Genomic DNA, 21,860 nt, shown 5'->3' with positions numbered 1-21,860 from the left:
CCCGGCGGCGACACCCCGGCCCGCAGCGGCCGACCGAAGACCTGTGAGAGAGAGCAACTGTGGACGACAAGCGAAAGCTGCTGCTGAGCCTGCTGGCCCGGGCCTCCGCCCCGGCCCCGGCGAGCGACGGCGTGGCGATCGTGGGCGTCGCCGGCCGCTATCCGCTGGCCGGGACACCCGCCGAGCTGTGGGACAACCTGGCCGCGGGCCGGTCCGGCATCCGTGAGGTGCCCGCCGACCGCTGGGACGCCGACGCCCACCACGACCCGGCGGGAGTGCGCGGCAGCTACAGCAAATGGGCCGGATTCATCGACGACGTCGACAAGTTCGACCCGCTCTTCTTCCAGATATCGCCGGCCGACGCCGAGGCGATGGACCCGCAGGAGCGGCTGTTCCTGCAGACCGCCGCCGCGGTCCTGGACGACGCCGGCCACCCGGCCGCCGACCTGGCCGCCCGGGGCCCGGTCGGCGTCTTCGCCGGCGTCATGAACAACAACTACGAGTGGATGGGCGGCGAGGCCACCGCCCTCGGCGTCCGCACCGACGCGCACTCCAACCACTGGTCGATCGCCAACCGGGTCTCGTACACCTTCGACTTCACCGGCCCGAGTCTCGCCGTCGACACCGCCTGCTCGGCCTCGCTCACCGCGATCCACCTGGCCTGCGAGAGCATCAGGTCGGGGGAGTGCCACAGCGCGATCGCCGGCGGCGTCAACCTGATCCTGCACCCGATGCACCTGCGCATGCTGGCCGACCGCGGGATGATCTCGCGCGGTGACCGGCTCAAGAGCTTCGGCGCGGACGCCGACGGGTTCGTCGACGGCGAGGGCGTGGGCGCCGTACTGCTGCGGCCCCTCAAGGACGCCGTCGCCGACGGTGACCGCGTCCTCGGTGTGATCCGCGGCTCGGCCATCAACGCGGGCGGCAAGACCGGCGGTTACACCGTGCCGAGCGCGGCCGCGCAGGCCGAGGTGATCCGCGCCGCCCTGCACCGCGCCCAGGCCGACCCGGCCACCGTCGGCTACGTGGAGGCCCACGGCACCGGCACCCCGCTCGGCGACCCCATCGAGATCGCCGGGCTCGTGGAGGCCTTCGGCGGGCGCGTCGACGCGGCGGAGCGGGCCGGGCGGCCGACGGTCGCGGTCGGCTCGGTCAAGTCCAACATCGGCCACCTGGAGTCGGCGGCCGGTGTCGCGGGCCTGACCAAGGTGCTGTTCCAGTTGCGCCACCGCACGCTGGTGCCGTCGCTGAACTCCGCCCGCCGCAATCCCGGCATCGACTTCAGCACCACGCCCTTCGAGGTGCAGCAGACCCTGCGGCCCTGGGAGCCCGCCGGGGACGACGGAGACCTGCCGCTGCGCGCGGTCGTCAGCTCCTTCGGCGGGGGCGGCGCCAACGCCTGCCTGGTCGTGGACGAGTACCGCACACCACCGGCCGAGCCCGTCGCCCCGGACGACCAGCTCCTCGTCCTGTCCGCCAAGAGCGAGGACCGGCTGCGCGCGTACGCCACCGAACTCGCCGCGTTCCTGCGCGGCACCACGGGTGCGGAACCGGCGGACGCCGGGCGGGACGCCCTGGGCGACGCCCAGCGGCTGTGCCTGCGCCTGGCCGCGGAATCCGTCGGCGTGGCCGCCGAGTACCTCGACCTGGGCACCGACCTCGCCGACTGCGGCTTCGGCGTCCCCGAACGCGCCCGCCTGGAGGCGGCGCTGGCGGCGGCGCTGGACGGCACCCTGCCCGCGGCGGTGCCCACCGCACGGACGCTGGGCGCGATGGCGCAGGCGGTGGCCGGGACGGTGGCCGGGAACGAGGGCGTCGCTGGGTCCGTCGGTGACGCGGTCGCGGGGACCGCGGGTGTCGGTGGGCCGGCGGGTGACGCGGTCGCGGGGATGGAGGGTGACCACGGGCCGGCGGGTGACCCGGTCGCCGGGACGGAGGGCGCCGGCGAATCGGCCGGCAACGCCTCGCGAGCTACGGATGCGACGGGCGCGGCCGGTGCCCTGGCCGGCGCCGGTGTCCGGGGAGCCACCCGACCGGCCGAGGGCTCGCCCCGCCTCGCCGACGTCGCGCACACCCTGCAGTCCGGCCGTACCCCGCACGAGTTCCGGCTGGCCCTGGCCGTCGGCTCGGTGGCCGAGGCGGCCACGCTGCTGGAGGCGTACGCCGAGGGCACGGCCGACGCCAGGATCGCCACCGGCCGGGCCACCCGGGCACGGGTCGTCCTCACCGGCACCGAGGCCGACGCCCTGGAGGCCGCGCTGGCCCGGCGGGACCTGGCGGCGGTGGCCGGGCACTGGCTGGCCGGCGCCGATGTCGACTGGACCCGGGTCACCCCCGCCGCGGCCCGCCGGACCGAGCTGCCGACGTACCCCTTCGCCCGCAAGCGCTACTGGATCCCCGAGCCCCCGGCCCGTACCGCCCCCGCACGGCCGGCCGGGCCGGACGACACCTCCGCGGAGCAGCTCCCGGACTTCTACCGGCCCTTGTGGGTGCGCGAGGGCACACCCGCGCCCGGCTCCGCCCCGCGCCCGGGCCGCGTCGTCGCCCTGGTGACCGAGGCCTCCGCCCGGCTCGCCGAGGCGATCTCGGCCCGCATCACCGACAGCCGTCCGGAGCAGGTCCGCATCGACGAACTGCCCCCGTCCGCCTGGCTGGAGCGGACCGACGGAGCCGACCTGGTGCTCCACCTCGGCGGCGTCGGCACCGGCATCGCCGAGGGCCTGGGCGCCGACCGGGCCGCCGAGCAGCTGCGCACCGGCACCCTCTCCCTGTTCCACCTGGTCCGCTCGACCAGTGCCGCGCGCGTCGTCGTGGTCACCAGCGACGTGCACCCGGTCGCGGGCGGCACCGTCGCCAATCCCTTCGCCGCGGGCATGCACGGCCTGCTCCAGGTGGTGGCCAAGGAACGCCCCGAACTGCGGGTCGCCGGGTTCGACGTCGCCTCGGCCGATCTCACGGACGAGGACGCGATCGCCGCCCTGGCCGACGCGATCCTCGCCGCGCCCACCGACGCCACCGGCCGCACCGTCGCCCTGCGCGGCGGTGCCCGCTACGTCCGCCGCCTGGGCCGCGTCACCCTGCCCGCACCCGGCCCCGTCTTCCGGGACGGCGGCGTCTATCTGCTCGTCGGCGGCACCGGCGGCATCGCCCAGGAACTCAGCCGCCACCTCGCCGAGCGCCACCGGGCCCGGCTGGTGTGGTTCAGCCGCGGCGACCTCGGCCCCGAACAGCGCGCCGCCGCCGAGGAGATCCGCGCCCTCGGCGGCGACGTCGCCCACGTCCGCGGTGACGCCTGCGCCACCGCCGACCTCGCCGCCGCCGTCGCCGAGGCGCACCGCCGCTTCGGCGCCCTGCACGGGGTCGTGCACGCCGCGATGGTGTTCGACAACCACGCCCTGGCCGACCTCGACGAGGAGACCTTCACCGCCGCGACCCGCGTCAAGACCGAGGGCGCCGCCGCGCTCGCCGCCGCCGTCGACGGCCGGCACCTCGACTTCCTGGTCTACTTCTCCTCCGCCGGCTCCTTCGGCAGCTTCGCCGGCAACGGTGCCTACATCAGCGCCTCCGCCACCGAGGACGCCTACGCGCTGTTCCTGCGCGACCGGCTGCCGTATCCGGTGACCGTCGTCAACCAGGGCTACTGGGGCCTGGTCGGCTCCGGCGCCCGGCCCGGACTCGCGGACATCTTCGCCGGGCTCGGCATCACCGGCTTCAGCCCCGCCACGGGCATCGCCGCCGTCCACCGCATCCTCGGCAGCGGGCTGCCGCAGGTCATGCCGATCCGCGCCGGACGCCGGGCCCTGGAGGCCATGGGCCACGACCCGGCCCTGGACGGCGAGGTCCTCGGCGACGGCCACCCGGCCGCCCTGGCCGCCGCGGCCGGACACCTCGGCACCGGCACCGCCGCCGGCCCGGCCGCCCGCCGCGTCCTCACCGGGTACGAGGAGCTGGAGGCCGTCTCCGCACCCATGCTGCTCGGCGTCTACCAGCGCATGGGAGCCTTCCGGCGCTCGGGCGAACGGCACGGCGCCGAGGAGCTGCGCGGCCGCCTCGGCATCCTCGACCGCTTCCGGCGGCTGCACGAGGCACTGCTCAACATCCTGGCCGACGCCGGTTTCCTGACCCGCGACGGTGACCTGGTCGCCACCGCCCCGGCCGTCGACGGCGTCGACGCGGACGCGCACTCGGGCCGCTGGGAGGCGGAGTTCGACCGGATCGCCGCGGCCTACCCGGACATCGAGCCGACGGTCACCCTCAACCGCCTGTTCCTCCAGGCGTACCCGCGCATCCTGCGCGGCGAGGTGGGCGCCACCGAGATCATGTTCCCCGGTTCCTCGATGAAGCTGGTGCAGAACTTCTACAAGGGCAACCCGCTCACCGACTCCTTCAACCTCCTGGTCCACGACACGGTCCGCCACTTCCTGGACCTGCGCCTGCCGCGGCTGCCGCGGGGCCGCACGGTCGAGGTCGTGGAACTGGGCGCCGGCACCGGCGCCACCAGCGAACGGGTGCTGCCCGCGCTGGCCGCGCACCCCGGGCGCGTCGGATACACCTTCACCGACATCTCGCCGCGCTTCCTGGAGCACGGCCGGGAACGCTTCGCCGCACGCTACGACTTCGCCCGCTTCCAGGTGCTCAACCTCGAACGAGGCCTGGCGGAGCAGGGGTTCGAGCCGGCCTGCGCCGACCTCGTCGTCGCCACCAACGTCGTGCACGCCACCAGCGACCTGCGGGCCACCCTGCGCAAGGCCAAGGCGCTGCTGCGGCCCGGCGGCTGGCTGGTCCTGAACGAACTGACCTCCGTTCGGCCGCTGCTGACCATCGGCGGCGGTGTCCTGGAAGGCTGGTGGGCCTTCGAGGACGGCCACCTGCGCATGCCCGACTCCCCGCTCGCCTCGCCGCAGGGCTGGGCCCGGCTCCTGCACGAGGAGGGGTACGCCCCGGTCCACGCGCTGGGCGCCGGCGACCCGGCGCTGGGCCAGACCGTCCTCGTGGCGGAGAGCGACGGGGTCCTGCTGACCGCGCCCGCGCCCACGCCGGGCCCGACCACCGCCACCGCCTCCGCCACTGCCTCCACGCCCGTCTCCACGACCGTCTCCGCTTCCGCCGCGGTTCCCTCTGGCGCGGCCACCTCCACCGACGTCCTCACCGAGCGCCTGCGCGACCTCGTCGAGCGGGTGCTCAAACTGGACGAGCGCATCGACCCCGGCCGCCCGCTGGCCGACTACGGCTTCGACTCACTCAGCGGCATGAAGATCGTCGCCGCCGTGGACGAGGAGTTCGGCGTCGCCGTACCGCTCGGCGACTTCTTCGAGCAGCCGACCCTGCGCGAACTGACCGCCCACCTGGCCGCCAACCGGCTCGCCGGGGCCGCGGCCGGCCCCGCCCTGCCCGAAGCACCCGGGACACCCGTCCTGGCACCCACCGGACCCGTCCCGACATCCACCGGACCCGTCCCGGCGCCCACCGGACCCGTCCCGGCGCCCACCGGACCCGTCCCGGCGCCCACCGGACCCGTCCCGGCGCCCACCGGTCCCGTCCCGGCCGACCCACCCGCCGTCTCCCCGGCCACCGAGGCCGCGGCCCGCGTCCTGCGCCCCCGTACCGACGGCGAGGAGAGCCGCCACCCCCTGTCCGAGGGGCAGCGCGCCCTCTGGGTGATCGAACAGATCGCCCCCGGCACCTACGCCTACAACCTGCCCCTCGCCCTCTGGCTCGACCGCGGCCTCGACGTGCTCGCCCTGCGGGCCGTCCTCCAGGACCTCGTCGACCGGCACGCCGAGCTGCGGGCCACCGTCCACGCCGGTGGCGGGGAGCCGTACGCCCGGATCGCGACCGAACCCGAACTCCCCTTCCAGCAGGTCTTCCTGACCGCCAGGTCCGACGCCGAGCTGCGTGACCGGATGCGCGCCGACCTGCGCCGCCCCTTCGAGCTCGCCGCCGGCCCCCTCGTTCGCGCCACCCTCTACACCCTGGGTGACGGCCGCAACGCGCTGCTGCTGACCTTCCACCACCTGGTCTTCGACGGCGTCTCCATCGCCCTGCTCCTGCGCGAGCTGGAAAGCGGCTACCGCGCGCTTCTCGAAGGCCGGGCCCTGTCCACCGAGCGCCCGGCCCGCGGCTACGCCGACTTCACCGCCTGGCAGCGCGAGCTGCTCGACGGGGCCGAGGGCCGGCGGCTGCGCGCGTACTGGACCGAACGGCTGCGCGGGCGCAGGACCACGGTGCCGCTGCCGCTGGACCGGCCCCGCCCGGCCGTGCCCGGCTTCCGCGGTGCCAGCCTGGACGGCCACATCCCCGCCGAGGTCGCCGACCGGGCCCGCGCGCTCGCCGGCGCCGAGCAGACGACCCTGTTCGGGGTCGTCCTGGCCGCCTGGTTCACGCTGCTGCACCGCTACGGCGACCAGGCCGACATCGCCGTGGGCACGCCGACGGCCGGACGCCCGGCGAACGGCTTCGACGACACGTTCGGCTACTTCATGAACATGGTGGTGCTGGCCGAACACATCGACGGCGCCGAGGAGTTCCGCGGCCTGGTCCGCCGCGTCCACCGCACCGTGCTGGACGCCCTGGAACACAGCGCGTACCCGCTGATCACCCTGGCCGACGACCTCCGCCGCGCGGACCCCGAGGCCGGCGCTCCCTTCAACGTCGCCTTCTACTTCCAGAACTGGACCCGCACCGCCCGCCGCGACGCGTCCGGCGACACCGTGGTGCTCGGCCCGGTCGAAGGGGTGCACCAGGAGGGCGAGTTCGACCTGACCCTGGAGGTCGTCGAGCAGGAGCGGGGCTGCCGCTACACGCTCAAGTACGACCCCGACCTCTTCGACGAACAGACCGTGGCGCGCCTCGGCGCCCACTTCGCCACCCTCCTCGCCGCCGCCGTCGAAACCCCCGGCACCCCGGTGGCCGACCTGGAACTGCTCACCGAGGACGAGCGGGCCCGCATCGCCCCGCCCGCCCCCGTCGACTACCCGGCCGACACCCTGGTCTGGGAACTGGTGCGACGGCAGGCCGACGCCCGGCCCGACGCGGTCGCGGTCCGCCACGCCGGGACCGAACTGACGTACCGCGCACTCGTCCGGCGCGTGGACGCCCTCGCCGCCCGGCTCACCGCCGCCGGAGCGGGCCGCGGCCGGACCGTCGGAGTGCTGCTCCCGCGCGATCAGGACCTGCCGGTGGCACTCCTCGCCGTCCAGGCCTCCGGCGCCGCCTACGTACCGCTCGACCCCGCCTACCCGCAGGACCGGCTCGCCTACATGGCCGAGGACGCCGGGCTGCACCTGCTGCTCACCCACTCCGCCTCGGGTGTCGCCCTCGCGGCCGTGCCCCGGCTGGTCGTCGACAGCTCCGAGCAGCCGCCGGCCCTGCCCTCGCCCGGCCCGGCAGGCCCGTCCGACGCCGCGTACGTCATCTACACCTCGGGCTCCACCGGCCGTCCCAAGGGCGTCCGGGTGCCGCACCGCGCGCTGACCAACTTCCTGTGGTCGATGGCCCGCGAACCCGGCTTCGGACCGGGCGACACCCTGCTGGCCCTCACCACCGTCTGCTTCGACATCTCCGGCCTGGAGCTTTACCTGCCGCTGGTCGCCGGCGGCACGGTGGAGGTGCTCGCCGCCGAGGACGCCCGCGACGGGCTGCGGCTGCGCGAGGCCCTCGAACGGGCCCGCCCCACCGTCGTGCAGGCCACTCCCGCCACCTGGAGCATGCTGCTGGCCGCCGGCTGGCAGGGCGACCCCGCCCTGAAGGTGCTGTGCGGCGGCGAGGCGCTGCCCGCCGACCTGGCCGAGGCCCTCCTCGCGGGCAACGGGCAGGTGTGGAACCTCTACGGCCCCACCGAGACCACCATCTGGTCGGCGGCGAGCCGCCTCGCTCCGGGCGGCCGGGTCACCCTGGGCGCCCCGATCGCCAATACGGCGCTCCACGTCCTCGACAGCGCGGGCAGGCCCGTGCCCACCGCCGTCGCCGGGGAGTTGTACATCGGCGGCGACGGCGTGGCCGACGGATACCTCGGCCGCCCCGACCTGACGAGCCGGCGTTTCCTGCCCGACCCGTTCGCGGCGCGCGCCGAGGCCCGCATGTACCGCACGGGCGACCTCGTACGACGGCTCGCCGACGGCACGATCGAGTACCTCGGCCGGCTCGACTCCCAGGTCAAGGTGCGCGGCTACCGGGTCGAGCTGGAGGAGATCGAGGCGACCCTGCGCCGGCTCGACGGCGTCCGCGAGGCCGTCGTCGTGGCCCGTGGACAGGCAGCGGGTTCGCACACCCTGCTCGCCTGCTACGTCCTGGAGGACGGCGCGGCCGAGCCGGACCGCGAGCGGCTGGCGGCCTGGCTGCCGGACCACATGGTGCCCGACGCCCTGGTCCGGGTGACCGGCTTCCCGCGCACCCTGAACGGGAAGACCGACCGCACCGCACTGGCCGCGCTGCCCCTGGCCGACCTGCGTGCCCGCTTCGGCGCCGGGTCCCCGCCCGCGGCCCGCTCCGGCGCCCCGGCAGGCGCCGCCGACGGCCGCACGGAGGCCCTCGTCACCGAGCTGGCGGGCATGGTCGCCGCCCTGGTGGACGCGCGCCCCGAGGACATCGGCGCGCACACGCCGCTCGGCGAGGCCGGCATGAACTCCGTCGGCTTCACCGCGCTCAGCGCCGAGCTGCGCAAGGCGTACGACATCACCGAGTACCCCACCCTCTTCTACCGCCGCGGCACCCTGCACGCGCTCGCCGAGCACCTGTGGGAGCAGCACGCGACCACGCTGGCGGCCCACTTCGGGACGGCCCCGCGGACACCCGCCACCGAACAGGCCGCCACGGCCGAGCTGTCGACGGCCCCCACCGGATCCGGGACGTCCGGGGCCCCCGCCGGGACCGGCACCCCGGTGGCCTCCGACGACCGCGAGGTCGCCGTCATCGGCATGGCCGGGCGACTGCCAGGATCCATGGACCTCGGGGAGTTCTGGGACCACCTCGCCGCCGGCGACGACCTGGTCGGCGAGATCCCCGCCGACCGCTGGGACTGGCGCGAACACCCGCGCTCCCGCTCCCGCTGGGGCGGCTTCGCCCCGGACGTGGACCGGTTCGACGCCGCGTTCTTCGGCATCTCGCCCCGAGAGGCCGAACTGATGGACCCGCAGCAGCGGTTGCTGCTCGAAACCGTCTGGCAGGCCGTCGAGGACGCCGGGTACCGCCCCTCCGAGCTGGCCGGGAAGCGGGTCGGCGTGTTCATCGCCGTCACCAACTCCGACTACCACGAGGTGCAGCGGGCCGCCGGACGCGCCACCGAGGGCCACACCCTCACCGGTGCCGCCCTGTCGATCGTCCCGAACCGGGTGTCGTACCTGCTCGACCTGCGCGGCCCCAGCATCGCCGTCGACACCGCCTGCTCCGGCTCCCTCACCGCCGTCCACCAGGCCTGCGCCGCCCTGCGCGACGGCACCTGCGACCTGGCCATCGCGGGCGGCGTCAGCCTCATCCTGGCCCCGGGCGTCTACGAGGCGCTCAGCCAGGGGGAGATGCTCAGCCCCGACGGCCGCTGCAAGGCGTTCGACAGCCGCGCCGACGGCTATGTGCGCGGCGAGGGCGCGGGCGTCGTCCTGCTCAAGCCGCACGAGCGGGCCGAACGCGACGGTGACGCCGTACACGCCGTGATCAAGGCCGTCGCCCTCAACCACGGCGGCCGGACCACCTCGCTCACCGCCCCCGACCCCGACGCCCAGGCCGACCTGCTGGTCGAGGCGTACCGGGCGGCCGGCGTCCACCCCGACACCGTCGGCTACATCGAGGCGCACGGCACCGGCACCGCCCTGGGCGACCCGATCGAGACCACCGGCCTGAGCACCGCCTTCCGGCGACTGCGGGCCGGGAAGGACGCGCCCGACGGGGCCGCCCCGTGCGCCATCGGCTCGGTCAAGACGAACATCGGCCACCTGGAGGCCGCCGCGGGTATCGCCGGACTCTTCAAGGCGGTCCTGTCGATGCGGCACGGCACCATCCCGGCCAGCCTGCACTTCCGCGAGCAGAACCCCTACCTGGAACTCGACGGCGGCCCCTTCGAGGTCGCCGGAACCGCCCGGCCCTGGCCGCGCCCCCGGGACGCGCACGGAACCGAACTGCCTCGCCGGGGCGGCGTCAGCTCCTTCGGCTTCGGCGGGGCGGGCGCGCACATCGTGTTGGAGGAACCGCACATGCCGGACAACCGCGACGAGCCCGCGGGCCAGCAGGTCTTCGTGCTCTCGGCCCGCGACGGCGACGCGCTCCGGCGCTCGGCCGCCCGCCTCGCCGACCACCTCGGGCGCCGGGACGTCCCGGCCGCGGACCTCGCCCACACCCTGCAGACGGGCCGGGAACCGATGCCGCACCGGCTCGCCGTCGTCGCCGACGGCACCGCGGCCCTGCGCGCCGAACTCACCGCGCACCTGGCCGGGCGCCCCTCCGCCGTGCGCACCGCCCAGGTGTCGGCCCCTCCGGCGGGCGACCCCGTCTCCCCGGACCCGCACGACCTCGACGCCCTGGCCGCCGCCTGGCTGCACGGCGCCGACGTCGACTGGCGGACCCTGCACGAGGGCACCGTCCGGCGCCGCGTCCACCTGCCCGCCTACCCGTTCGCCGGCCCCCGGCACTGGGTCGCCCCCGGCGAGCGTCCCGCGGAGCCGGGCCCCCGCCTGCACCCCACCCTCCTCGACGCCAACGTCTCCACCTTCGGCGAGCAGCGGTTCACCAAGACGCTGACGGGCGAGGAGTTCTTCCTGCGCGACCACGTCGTCGGCGGCGAACTGGTGCTGCCCGGCGTGGCCTACCTGGAGATGGGCCGCCTGTCGGGCGAACTCGCCGCCGGGGGAGCCCCGGTGCGCGGCGTCGACGACCTCGTGTGGGCGGCGCCGGTCCGGCTCGCCTCCGGCCACACCGGGCATCCGCTGCTGGTCCGTGTCACCGGCGACCGCTCCCGCGCCGCCTTCGAGGTGCGCGGCACCGCCGAGGACGCGCCGGTACACGCCGGCGGCACCCTGCGCTTCGACGACCCCGGCCCCCGGCCCGCCCCCGTCGACCCGGCGGACGTACGCGCCCGCTGCACCCGCGTGGAGGCGGGCACCGACTGCTACGACGGCTTCGTACGGCTCGGCTTCGCGTACGGTCCCGCCTTCCGGGTGATCGAGGAGATCGCCCAGGGCCCCGGCGAGGCGCTGGCGACGCTGCGCCTGCCGGAACCGCAGCGCGCGGACGCGGGCGCCTACGCCTTCCACCCCTCGCTGCTGGACGCCGCCCTGCAGACCGCGGGCCGGCTCGTTCCCGGCGCCGGGGACCCGGCGGGCCCCGCACCGTACCTGCCGTTCTCCCTGGGCTCGGTCCGGCTGTACGCCCCCCTGCCCGAGCGGGGTTACGCGTACGCCACTTTGGCCCGGCGCCCCGCCCCGGCGGGATCCCTCGCCTTCGACGTCGCCCTGCTCGACGAGAACGGGCAGGTGGCCGCCACGCTGGAGTCCTTCACCCTGAGGGCGGTGCGTGCGACCGACGCCGCGCGAGCGGCGGACACCGCCTCCACGCACGGGACGCGGACCGTGCCCGCCGCCGACGTCGTCCACGCCTTCGAGCCCGTCTGGACGGCCGCGCCCGCCGCGCACGGCCAACTCCCCGCGGCCGCACGGGTCCTGCTGCTGGACCCCGCGTCCGCCGACGCCACCGACGTGGCGGGCGCCCTGACGGCGGCGGGCGCCGATGTCCACCGTGTCCCGCTCGGCAGCGGCAGCGGCGGCACCGGCTTCGACGCCGAGGCCGCCGTGCGCGCCGCCGGAGCCGGGCCCGTCCACGTCGTCCACCTGGCCGGCGGCGACCGCACCGCCCGCGACTCCGTGGAGCACGGCTTCCACGCGGCCCTGGCCTTCCTGCGGGCCTGGCAGCGCGAACGCCGTGACGCGCTGCGCTACCTGTACGTCCACCCCGAGCCGGCCCCGTCGCCCGCCCAGCCGGCGATGGCCGCCTTCGCCCGCACCGTGCGCCTGGAGCAGCCGTCGGTCGCCCTCGGCGTGCTGGCCGTCGCTCCGGGCCGCCGGCTCGGGGAGGCCGTCGTGGCCGAACTGGGCACGGACGGCGGCCCCCGGGTGCGCGAGGACGCGACGGGCCGGGCCCGCCCCGCCTGGCGGGCAGTGAGCCTCCCGACCGCGCCGGACACCGCGTTCACCGGCACCGGCGCGCACCTCGTCACCGGCGGCACCGGCGCCCTGGGCCTCCTCGTCGCCGAGCACATCGCCGCCGCGCGGCGGGCCGCCGGTGTCACCGGCGGCGGCATCGTGCTCGCCGCGCGCACCGACCCCGGCCCCGGGACCCGGGCCCGCGTCGACGCCCTCGGCGCCCGGGTGGTGCTCGCCGACGTCACCGACCCGGCCGCCGTACACGACCTGGTGGCCGAGGCCCGCCGGGCGCACGGCTCGGTCTCCGGAGTCGTGCACGCGGCCGGCGTCCTGAGGGACGGGCTCATACGCACCAAACAGCGTGCGGACGCGGACGCCGTCCTCGCCGCGAAGGTGCACGGCACCGTGCTGCTCGACGAGGCGACGGCGGACGAGCCGCTGGACTACTTCGTCACGTTCTCCTCGGCGGCCGCGGCCTTCGGCAACGCCGGTCAGAGCGACTACGCCTTCGCCAACGCCTTCCTCGACCACTTCGCCGAGGAGCGCGAGCGGCGCCGACGGGAAGGCGCCCGGCACGGCAGGACCCTCGCGGCCGCCTGGCCTCTGTGGGCCGAGGGCGGGATGCGCGTCGACGTCGACGCCGAGGCCTACATGGAGCGTGCGCTCGGCATGCGCCCGCTGCGCACCGCCCCCGCCCTGCGGGCCCTGGACCGGGCCCTCGCCCACACCGCGCCCCGCCTGCTCCTGGCCGCCGGCGACCCCGACCGCATCCTCCGGGCCCTCGAAGGCGCCGAGCCGCACAAGGCCGGGTCCGCCGCCGAGTCCGCCGCCGAGCCCGGATCGCACGAGCGCGCGGAGGAACTGGTTCTGCGGCTGCTCGCCGAGGAGCTGAAGCTGCCCGAGGCGGAGATCGCCGTCGCCGAGCCCTTCGACCGATTCGGCGTGGACTCGCTCATCACCATGAGTCTCATCCGCCGCCTGGAGGAACACGTCGGCCCGCTGTCGAAGACCCTGCTCTTCGAGTACGTGACCGTCCGCGACCTCGCCGGCCACCTGGCCGGGGCGCACCCCGCCGCGTTCCCGGCCACCGCCCCCGGGACCGCCGCTGCCACGACCCCTGCCCCCGAGACCGCCGCTGCCACGACCCCTGCCCCCGAAACAGCCACTCCCGCGGCGACGGTGCTTCCGACGCGGCCGGCCGAGCAGGTCGCGCCCGCCGCGCCCGCCGCGCCGGCCCAGCAGGACGACGCCATCGCCATCATCGGCGTCGCGGGCCGCTACCCCCAGGCCGACGACGTCACCGAGTACTGGCGCAACCTGCGTGCCGGCCGGGACAGCGTCGAGGAGATCCCCGCCGACCGTTGGGACCACGGCCTGTTCTACGACCCGGACAAGTCCGCCACCGGCAAGACCTACGGCAAGTGGGGCGGCTTCGTGCCCGGCGCCGACCGCTTCGACCCGCTGTTCTTCCGGATGTCGCAGATCGAGGCGGAGCACACCGACCCGCAGGAGCGGGTGTTCCTGGAGACCGTCTGGCATCTGATGGAGGACGCCGGATACACCCGCGAGCAGTTGCGCGGCGCCCGCACCGGGGTGTTCGTCGGCATGATGTACGGCCACTACCAGCTGTACGGCGTCCAGGAGGCGTTGCGCGGCGAGGGCTTCGCGACCTCGTCGTCGTACGCCTCGGTGGCCAACAGGGTGTCGTACTTCTTCGACTTCACCGGGCCCAGCGTCGGCCTGGACACCATGTGCTCCTCGTCGCTGGTCACCATCCACCAGGCCTGCCTCGCCATCCGCAACGGCGACTGCGACGTCGCCGTGGCCGGCGGGGTCAACATCTCCAGCCACCCGGTGAAGTTCCTCCAGCTCGCCCAGCGCGGCTTCCTCGCCGAGGACGGGCGCTGCCGCAGCTTCGGCGAGGGCGGCACCGGGTACGTGCCCGCCGAGGGCTCGGGCGCCGTCCTGCTCAAGCGCCTGGACGCGGCCCTCGCCGACGGCGACCGGATCCTCGCCGTGGTCAAGGCGTCCGCCGTCAACCACGGTGGCGCGGGCGCCGGTTACAGCGTCCCCAACCCCAAGGCCCAGGGCGAGCTGGTGCGCACGGCGCTGGAGCGGGCCGGGCTCGCGCCCGCCGACCTCGACTACCTGGAGGCGCACGGCACCGGTACGGCGCTCGGTGACCCGGTGGAGATCACCGGCATGCTGCGGGCCTTCGGCGAGGAGCCGCCCGAGCGGCTGCCGATCGGCTCGGTCAAGTCCAACATCGGGCACGCCGAGTCGGCGGCCGGTATCGCCGCGATCACCAAGGTGCTGCTCCAGATGCGGCACGGCGAGCTGGTTCCGTCCCTGCACGCGGACCGCCTCAATCCGAACATCGACTTCACGGCGATCCCCTTCGAGGTCCAGCGCGAGCGGGCGCCCTGGCCCCGCCGTGTCCTGGCGGACGGCGGGGTTCGGCCGAGGACGGCGGGCGTGAGCTCCTTCGGCGCGGGCGGCACGAACGCCCACATCATCCTCCAGGAGTACGTCGGTGACGGCGCCGTCACCGCCGCTGCCCCGGCCGGTCCCCAGCTGGCGGTGCTCTCCGCGCGGGACACCGGCCGGCTCACCGCGCAGGCCCGGCGGCTCGCCGACCACCTGCGCACCGGGGAGGACACCGCCGCGACCCCCGCGCAGGTCGCCTGGACCTTGCAGACGGGCCGGGAGGCGATGGCGCACCGGCTGGCCGTGCTCTTCCACGATCTGCCCGAGCTGTGCGCCCGCCTGGACGAGTTCGCGGCAGGCGGCACCCCGGCCGGCAGCTGGACCGGCGTGGTCGACCCGCGCCGGCCCGTCGCGGGCGAGCCTCTCCCCGCCGACCCCGCCGCGTACGGCACCGCCTGGACCGGTGGACAGCAGGTCGACTGGCCCGCCCTGCACCCCGGCGGCCGGCCCGCCCGGGTGGCGCTGCCCGGCTACCCCTTCGACGGCGACCGGGTCTGGCTTGCTGCGGCCGACGCCGAACTGACCGCCCTCGGCGCCGGACGCGACGCGCACGGCGCCAGACGCCACGCGCATGGTGCCGACGTCGACGCGCACGGTGGCGGCCGGGGCGGGCACGGCGCCGACCTCGACGCGCACCGTGGCGGCCGGAGTGCGCAGGGCGCCGACCACGGCGCGCCCGATGCGAGCCACGGTGCCCGCGTCGACCGACGCGACCCCGAGGGGCTGCTGCTGACCCGGCAGTGGCGCCCCGCCCCGCCCGGGCCCCGTTCGGCGCCGCCCGCCCTGACCGCCGTTCTCGCCGCACCCGGTGCCGAGGCGCTGGCCGCCCGGCTCGCGGCGGTGCTGCCGGCCGCCGAAGTGCTCACCACCGACCGGATCGACGCCGAACTCACCGACCCCGGCACCCGCTGGGACCGCTTCGACGCCGTCGTCGACCTGGCCGGCTGCACCGGACCCGTGCTGCCGCCGCCGCACACCGCACTGCCGTCCTGGCTGCGCTGGCTCCAGCACCTGGTCGACCTCGGCCGCCGCGACCTGCGCGCCCTGCTCGTCTCGCGCGGTGTGCCCGCCCTCGGCGGAGCGGCCCGGGTGGGCCTGTACCGGATGCTGCAGAGCGAGTACCGCCACGTCCGCTCCCGGCACGTGGAGATCGACGGCGCCGCGACCGACGAGCAGCTGTGCCGCTGGGTCACGGAGGAGTTGTGCGCCGACGGCGAGCCCGCCGAGGTCGCCTACCGCGGGGGAGTGCGCCACCTGGCGACGCTCGCCGAGCCCCCGCGGGCGCAGCGCGCCGGACTCGGCTTCCCGGCGGACCACGTGCTGTGGGTGACCGGTGGCACGCGCGGCCTCGGACTGCTCACCGCCCGCCACTTCGTCGCCCGGCACGGCGTGCGCAAGCTGGTCCTCACCGGCCGCGAGGAGCTGCCGCCGCGCGCCGAGTGGGCCGCGCACATCGCCGAGGACGGCCCACTGGGCCGCAAGCTGCGCCCGCTGGCCGAACTGGCCGCCCAGGGCGTCGAACTCGAAGCCGTCGCGGTCCCGCTGGACGAGAAGGAGGCGCTCGCCAAGGTCCTCGCCGACGTCAGGCTGCGGCTCGGCCCGGTCGGCGGCGTGATCCACAGCGCGGGCTTCACCGACTTCGAGAACCCGGCGTTCGTCCGCAAGCAGCAGACCGGCGTCGCCCGCGTCCTCGCACCGAAGGTGTTCGGCCTGGACGCCCTGCTGGAGTGCTTCCGGGACGAGCCGCTCGGTCTGTTCGTGCTGTACTCGTCGGTCGCCGCCGCCGTCCCCGCCCTCGCGGTCGGCCAGAGCGACTACGCCATGGCCAACGCCTACCTGGACGCGGTGGCCGAGGCACGCCCGTACGGTCTGCCCCTGCTCAGCGTGCAGTGGCCGAGCTGGAAGGACACCGGCATGGGGGAGGCCCGCAGCGCCGCCTACCAGGCATCCGGCCTCGCCTCGCTCACCGACGCGCAGGGGCTGGCCCTGCTCGACCGGGCGCTGGAGAGCGGCGCCCGGGTCGTGATGCCCGTACTCCCGCGCCCCGGCGCCGAGTTCAGTGCCGAACGCCTGACGGCGCGGCGCCTGGAGGCCCCGCCCGCCGCACCGGCCCCCGCCCCCGCGGCTGCGGCCCCCGCGCCACGGCCGGCGGTCGGCGCGGGCGCGGACGTGCGCGCCGCCGTCGAGGCGGTGGCCTCCTGGCTGCTCGACCAGCTCGCCGCGGAACTGCGCTTCGACCGCGCCAAGCTGGCCGGGGACGTCCCGGTCCATGACTACGGCATGGACTCGATCATGGTCTCCCAGCTCGTCCAGACCGTGGCCCAGCGACTGGACGTCTCGGTCGACCCGTCGGCCCTGCTGGAACACCCGACGGTGGACGACTTCGCGGCGTACCTCGGCGAGGAGCACCGAACGGAGCTGCTCGCGGAATTCGGCGGCACGGAGACCGTCGTCACGGCACCCGAGGCACAGACAGGGGCTGAGGTATCGCCGGTGACCGCGACCCCGGCACCCGTCTGGGCCTTCGACGCCCCCTCCGCTCCGCCCGCCACCGCCCCCCGGCAGGCCCCCGTCTCCCACGCCCCCGGCTCGGCCCCGCGAGCCGACGCCGTGGCCGTGGTCGGCCTCTCCTGCCGCTTCCCCGACGCCGACTCCGCCGACGCCTACTGGGAGCTGCTGCGGGACGGCCGCAGCGCGCTGCGGCCCCTCCCGGACTCCCGCTTCGGCCGCTCCCTCGGCTACCACGCCGGACTGCTGCCGGAGGTGCTGCGGTTCGCGCCCGAGCGGTTCCTGCTGTCCGAGGCGGACGTCAAGGCGATGGACCCGCAGGCGCTGCTCCTGCTGGAGGAGGTCGACAGGGCCGTGCACCACGCCGGTTACCACCCGGCGGACCTCAAGGGCCGCAGGGTCGGCGTGTACGTCGGCGGCCGGGCCACCCACACCCCCGACCCGGCGGCCCTGGAGCTGGCCAAGAACCCGGTCGTGGTCACCGGCCAGAACTACCTCGCGGCCAACATCTCCCAGTTCTTCGACTTCCAGGGCCCTAGCCTGGTGGTGGACACCGCCTGCTCCTCCGCCCTGGTGGCGATGGACATGGCCGTCCAGGCACTGCGCGCGGGCACCGTCGAGTCGGCCGTCGTCGCCGGTGTGAGCCTGCTCGCGGACGACCGAGCGCACCAGGTGTTCGGGCAGCGCGGGCTGCTGAACCCCGGCCCGGAGTTCCACGCGTTCGACGGCCGGGCGGCCGGCCTGGTGCTCGGTGAGGGCGTCGGCGTCGTCGTCCTCAAGCCGCTGGCCCGGGCCCAGGCGGACGGCGACCGGGTGCTGGCCGTACTGGAGGGCATCGCGGTCAACAACGACGGCCGCACCGCCGGACCCGCCACCCCCAACCTGAGGGCGCAGAAGGACGTGATGGCCGAGGCGCTGGCGCTCAGCGGCCGTGCGCCGCGCGACGTCGGCTGGGTGGAGACCAACGCCTCCGGCTCGACCGTCACCGATCTGCTCGAACTGAAGGCGATCGAGGGCGTCTACGGCGCCGGCCCGGACCGTTCCACGCCGCTCGCGCTCGGATCGGTGAAGCCGAACATCGGTCATCCGCTGGCCGCGGAGGGCATCGCCGCGTTCATCAAGGTCGCCCTGATGCTCCACCACCGGCAGCAGGTCCCGTTCCGGTCCGGACAGCACCCCCTGCCGCACTTCGACCTGGACGCCTCCGCGATGTACTTCCCGAGAGAGCCCCGCCCGTGGACCGCGGGCGCGGACCGGGCCGCGCTCAACTGCTTCGCCGACGGCGGCACCAACGCCCACCTGCTGCTCGCCCCGGCCCCGGCGGACCACCACCCCGCCCGGGCGCCGCTGCCGCGGCCCTCCTCGGAGCGCACGGTCGTCATCCGGGGCACCGCCTCCGATGGGCCCGGCGCACCCGCACCGTCGGCGGCGGCCGACCTGTTCTGGGACACGTACCGATGACCGCGGCCGACGGGACGCCCCCGGCGACCGAGACGCCCACGGGGCGCCTGCCCGTGGTCTTCATGTTCTCCGGGCAGGGCTCGCAGTACTACCGCATGGGCCAGGAACTCCACGAGTCCGACGAGGTGTTCCGCACGGCCCTGCTGCGGTACGACGCCGTCGCCGCCGGGCTGCTGGGCGAGTCGGTCCTGGCCCGGATCCTCGACCCGGCCCGGCGCAAGAACGAGCCCTTCGTCGACACACGGCTCACCCACCCGGCGATCGTCATGATCGAACTCGCCCTGGCCGAGACCCTGCGCGCGAAGGGCGTCGAGCCGGACTACCTGCTCGGCTCCAGCCTCGGCGAGTACGCGGCCGCGGTCGTCTCCGGCAGCATCGACGCCGAGACGTGCCTGCGGCTGCTCGTCCGGCAGGCGGACGGCCTGCACGCGGGCCCGCGCGGCGGGATGCTCGCCGTCATCACCCGCCCGGGCGGCCGCGACCGGCTCCCCGCGCTGCCCGGCTGCGAGGTCGCCGCCCGCAACTACCCGGGTCACATCGTGGTCGCGGGCGCCGACGCGGACCTGGACCGGGCCGAGGCCACCCTGCGCGCGGCCGACGTGCTGCACCAGCGGGTGCCGGTCGAGTACGCGTACCACTCCAGCCTGATGGACGGCGTCCTCGCCGAGTGCCGGGCCGCCTTCGACGGGGTGACCTTCGCCCCACCGCGCGTCCCCTGGGTGTCGTGCGTGGACGGACGGCTCGTCGAGCGGCCCGGTGCCGACCATTTCTGGCAGGTCGCCCGCAGACCCATCGAGTTCGAGCGGGCCATGGCCGCGATGCGGGCCCGCGGCGACTTCCTCTACCTCGACCTGGGCCCCTCGGGCACCCTGCACAACTTCGTCCGCGGCAACCTCCCGGCGGGTGACCGCTCCCGCTCGCTGCCGCTGCTCAGCCCGTTCGGCCACGACCCGCGGTCCCTGGAACAGGCCCGGACACTCGCGGCACCGGCATCGTCCCCCTCCACCACCGCGGTCACACCTGCACATCCGACTCCGGTGACAGCGCAGACGGCAAGGAAGGCACACGGCATGAAGGTCTACGGTTTCCCAGGTCAGGGGTCCCAGCAGCGGGGGATGGGCAAGGAGCTGTTCACCAGATACCCGCGGGAGACCGCGATCGCCGACCGCGTGCTCGGCTACTCGATCGAGGAACTCTGCGTCCACGACCCGGAGCGCCGCCTGGGCCGTACCGAGTACACACAGCCGGCGCTCTACGTCGTCAGCGCCCTGACCTACCTCGACCGGCTCACCGAGGACGCCGAACCGGCCGACTACCTGATCGGCCACAGCCTCGGCGAGTACGTCGCCCTGTTCGCCGCCGGCGTCTTCGACTTCGAGACCGGGCTGCGGCTGGTGCAGCGGCGCGGCGCCCTGATGGCGGAGGCCGGAGGTGGCGGGATGGCCGCGGTGGTCGGCTGCGACGAGGCGACCGTGCTGCGGGTCCTCGCCGACTCCGGCATCGACGAGCTGGACCTGGCCAACTACAACGCGCCCGACCAGTTCGTACTGTCCGGTCCGGCCGAGCGCGTCGACGCCGCCCGCGCCGCCTTCGAGTCGGCCGGTGTCCGCGCGGTCCGGCTCAACGTCAGCGCGCCCTTCCACTCCCGCTACATGCGCGACACCGCCGCGGAGTTCGCCCGCTTCCTGGACGGCTTCACCCTGCGCGACCCGGCCGTCCCGGTGCTGGCCAACGTGGACGCGCAGCCGTACGTCCCCGGCACCGTCAAGGCGACCCTGACCGCGCAGATCGCCTCCCCGGTCCGCTGGACCGACACGGTGCGCCGGCTGATGGGCCACGGCGACTTCGAGTTCATCGAGCTGGGCCCGGGCCGGGTCCTGACCAATCTGGTCGCCAAGATCAGGAAGAACGCCGAGCCGCTGCCCGCGCCCGCGGTGGAAGAGCGGCCCGGCGAGCCGCTGCCCGCCCTCCCGCTGCCGTCCGCCGCGCAGCCCGTGGCCGCTACCGCCCCGACGGCCGACACCCTCGGCGCCGCGACCTTCCGCGAGCGGTACGGCCTGCGGCGCGCGTACCTGCTGGGCGCCCTGTACGGCGGCATCTCCGGCCGCGAGATGCTGGGCGCGGCGGCCAAGGCCGGGCTGCTCGGCTTCCTGGGGACCGGCGGCCTGCCCCTCGACGAGGTGGACGGCAGGCTGCGCGACCTGGCCGGGGAGCTGGGCCTGGGCGGCTCCTTCGGCGTCAACCTGCTGTACCGGCACGGAGCCCCCGAGGAGGAGTCGGCCCTGGTGGACCTGCTCCTGCGACACGGCGTCGACCTGGTCGAGGCGTCCGGCTTCCCGCTGATCACCCCGGCGCTGGTCCGCTTCCGCCTCAAGGGCGGCCGGATCATCGCCAAGGTGTCCCGCACGGACGTGGCCGCCGAGTTCCTGGCCCCGCCGCCGGAGCGGCTGGTGGCCCGGCTGCTGGAGGCGGGCGAGGTCACCGCGGAGGAGGCCCGCGCGGCGGCCGGCCGGCCGATGGCGGACGACCTGTGTGTGGAGGCCGACGGCGGCTGGCTGAGCGGCACGGCCGATCTGCTCACCCTGCTGCCCGCCGTGCTGCGGCTGCGCGACACGACCGCGACGGGCGGCCGGCGGGTGCACGTGGGGTGCGCGGGCGGCATCGGGACGCCCGAGGCGGCCGGGGCCGCGTTCCTGCTCGGCGCCGACTTCGTCCTGACCGGCTCGGTCAACCAGTGCTCCGTGGAGGCCGCCACCAGTGCGGAGGTGAAGGACATCCTCCAGGAGGCCCGCGAGTACGACGTGGACACCGCGCCCTGGGGGGAGCTGTTCGACCTCGGCGTCCAGGCCCGCTACCTCAAGCGGGGGCTGTTCTTCCCGGCCCGGGCGTCCCGGCTGCACGAGCTGTGGCGCCGGCACGGTTCGCTCGCCGAGCTGGACGACGAGACCAGGAGCCAGATCCTCGACCGGTACCTGGGCGGCGAGGCTCCCGCCCCCGCGGCGGCGGGCAGCACCCCCGAGCAGCAGCTGGCGGCTGTGTTCCGCGGCTACTTCACGCGTGGTTTCCGCCTCGCCGTGAGCGGTGACCAGCGTTCACGGGTGGACTACCTGGTGCACTGCGGCCCCGCGATGGGCGCCTTCAACCAGGTGGTCGCGGACACCGAGCTGCACCCGTGGCGGGCCCGCACGGTGGAGGCGATCGCCGACACCCTGATGGACGGCGCGGCCGTCCACCTCTCCGCCCGTCTGCGCAGTTTCGGCTGAGCCCGGTGCGGGTGAC

The 21,860-nt window shown here is 75.6% G+C and carries 2 protein-coding genes; both read left to right on the top strand.

Annotated elements, in window-relative coordinates; all coding sequences use genetic code 11:
- Nucleotides 1–59 precede the first annotated feature (59 nt).
- Nucleotides 60–18,581: an amino acid adenylation domain-containing protein gene (locus ACIQ6R_RS23550; protein WP_404223164.1), complete on the top strand. Its 18,522-nt coding sequence runs from the start codon at nucleotides 60–62 to the stop codon at nucleotides 18,579–18,581.
- Nucleotides 18,578–21,844 (top strand): ACP S-malonyltransferase, encoded by a 3,267-nt coding sequence (gene fabD / locus ACIQ6R_RS23545; RefSeq protein ID WP_404223162.1) that lies wholly within the window; start codon nucleotides 18,578–18,580, stop codon nucleotides 21,842–21,844. Before ACIQ6R_RS23550 ends, fabD begins: the two co-directional genes overlap by 4 nt.
- The last annotated feature ends 16 nt before the right edge of the window (nucleotides 21,845–21,860 follow it).

The organism is Streptomyces sp. NPDC096048, assembly GCF_044763415.1.
Lineage (GTDB): Bacteria > Actinomycetota > Actinomycetes > Streptomycetales > Streptomycetaceae > Streptomyces.
The sequence above is the reverse complement of the archived record's forward strand: the minus strand, read 5'-3'. Positions and strand labels throughout refer to the sequence as shown.

Bases quoted from the DNA above. Each gene is read 5' to 3' on its own strand.
- fabD (WP_404223162.1), top strand. From the start codon at position 18,578: ATGACCGCGGCCGACGGGACGCCCCCGGCGACCGAGACGCCCACGGGG.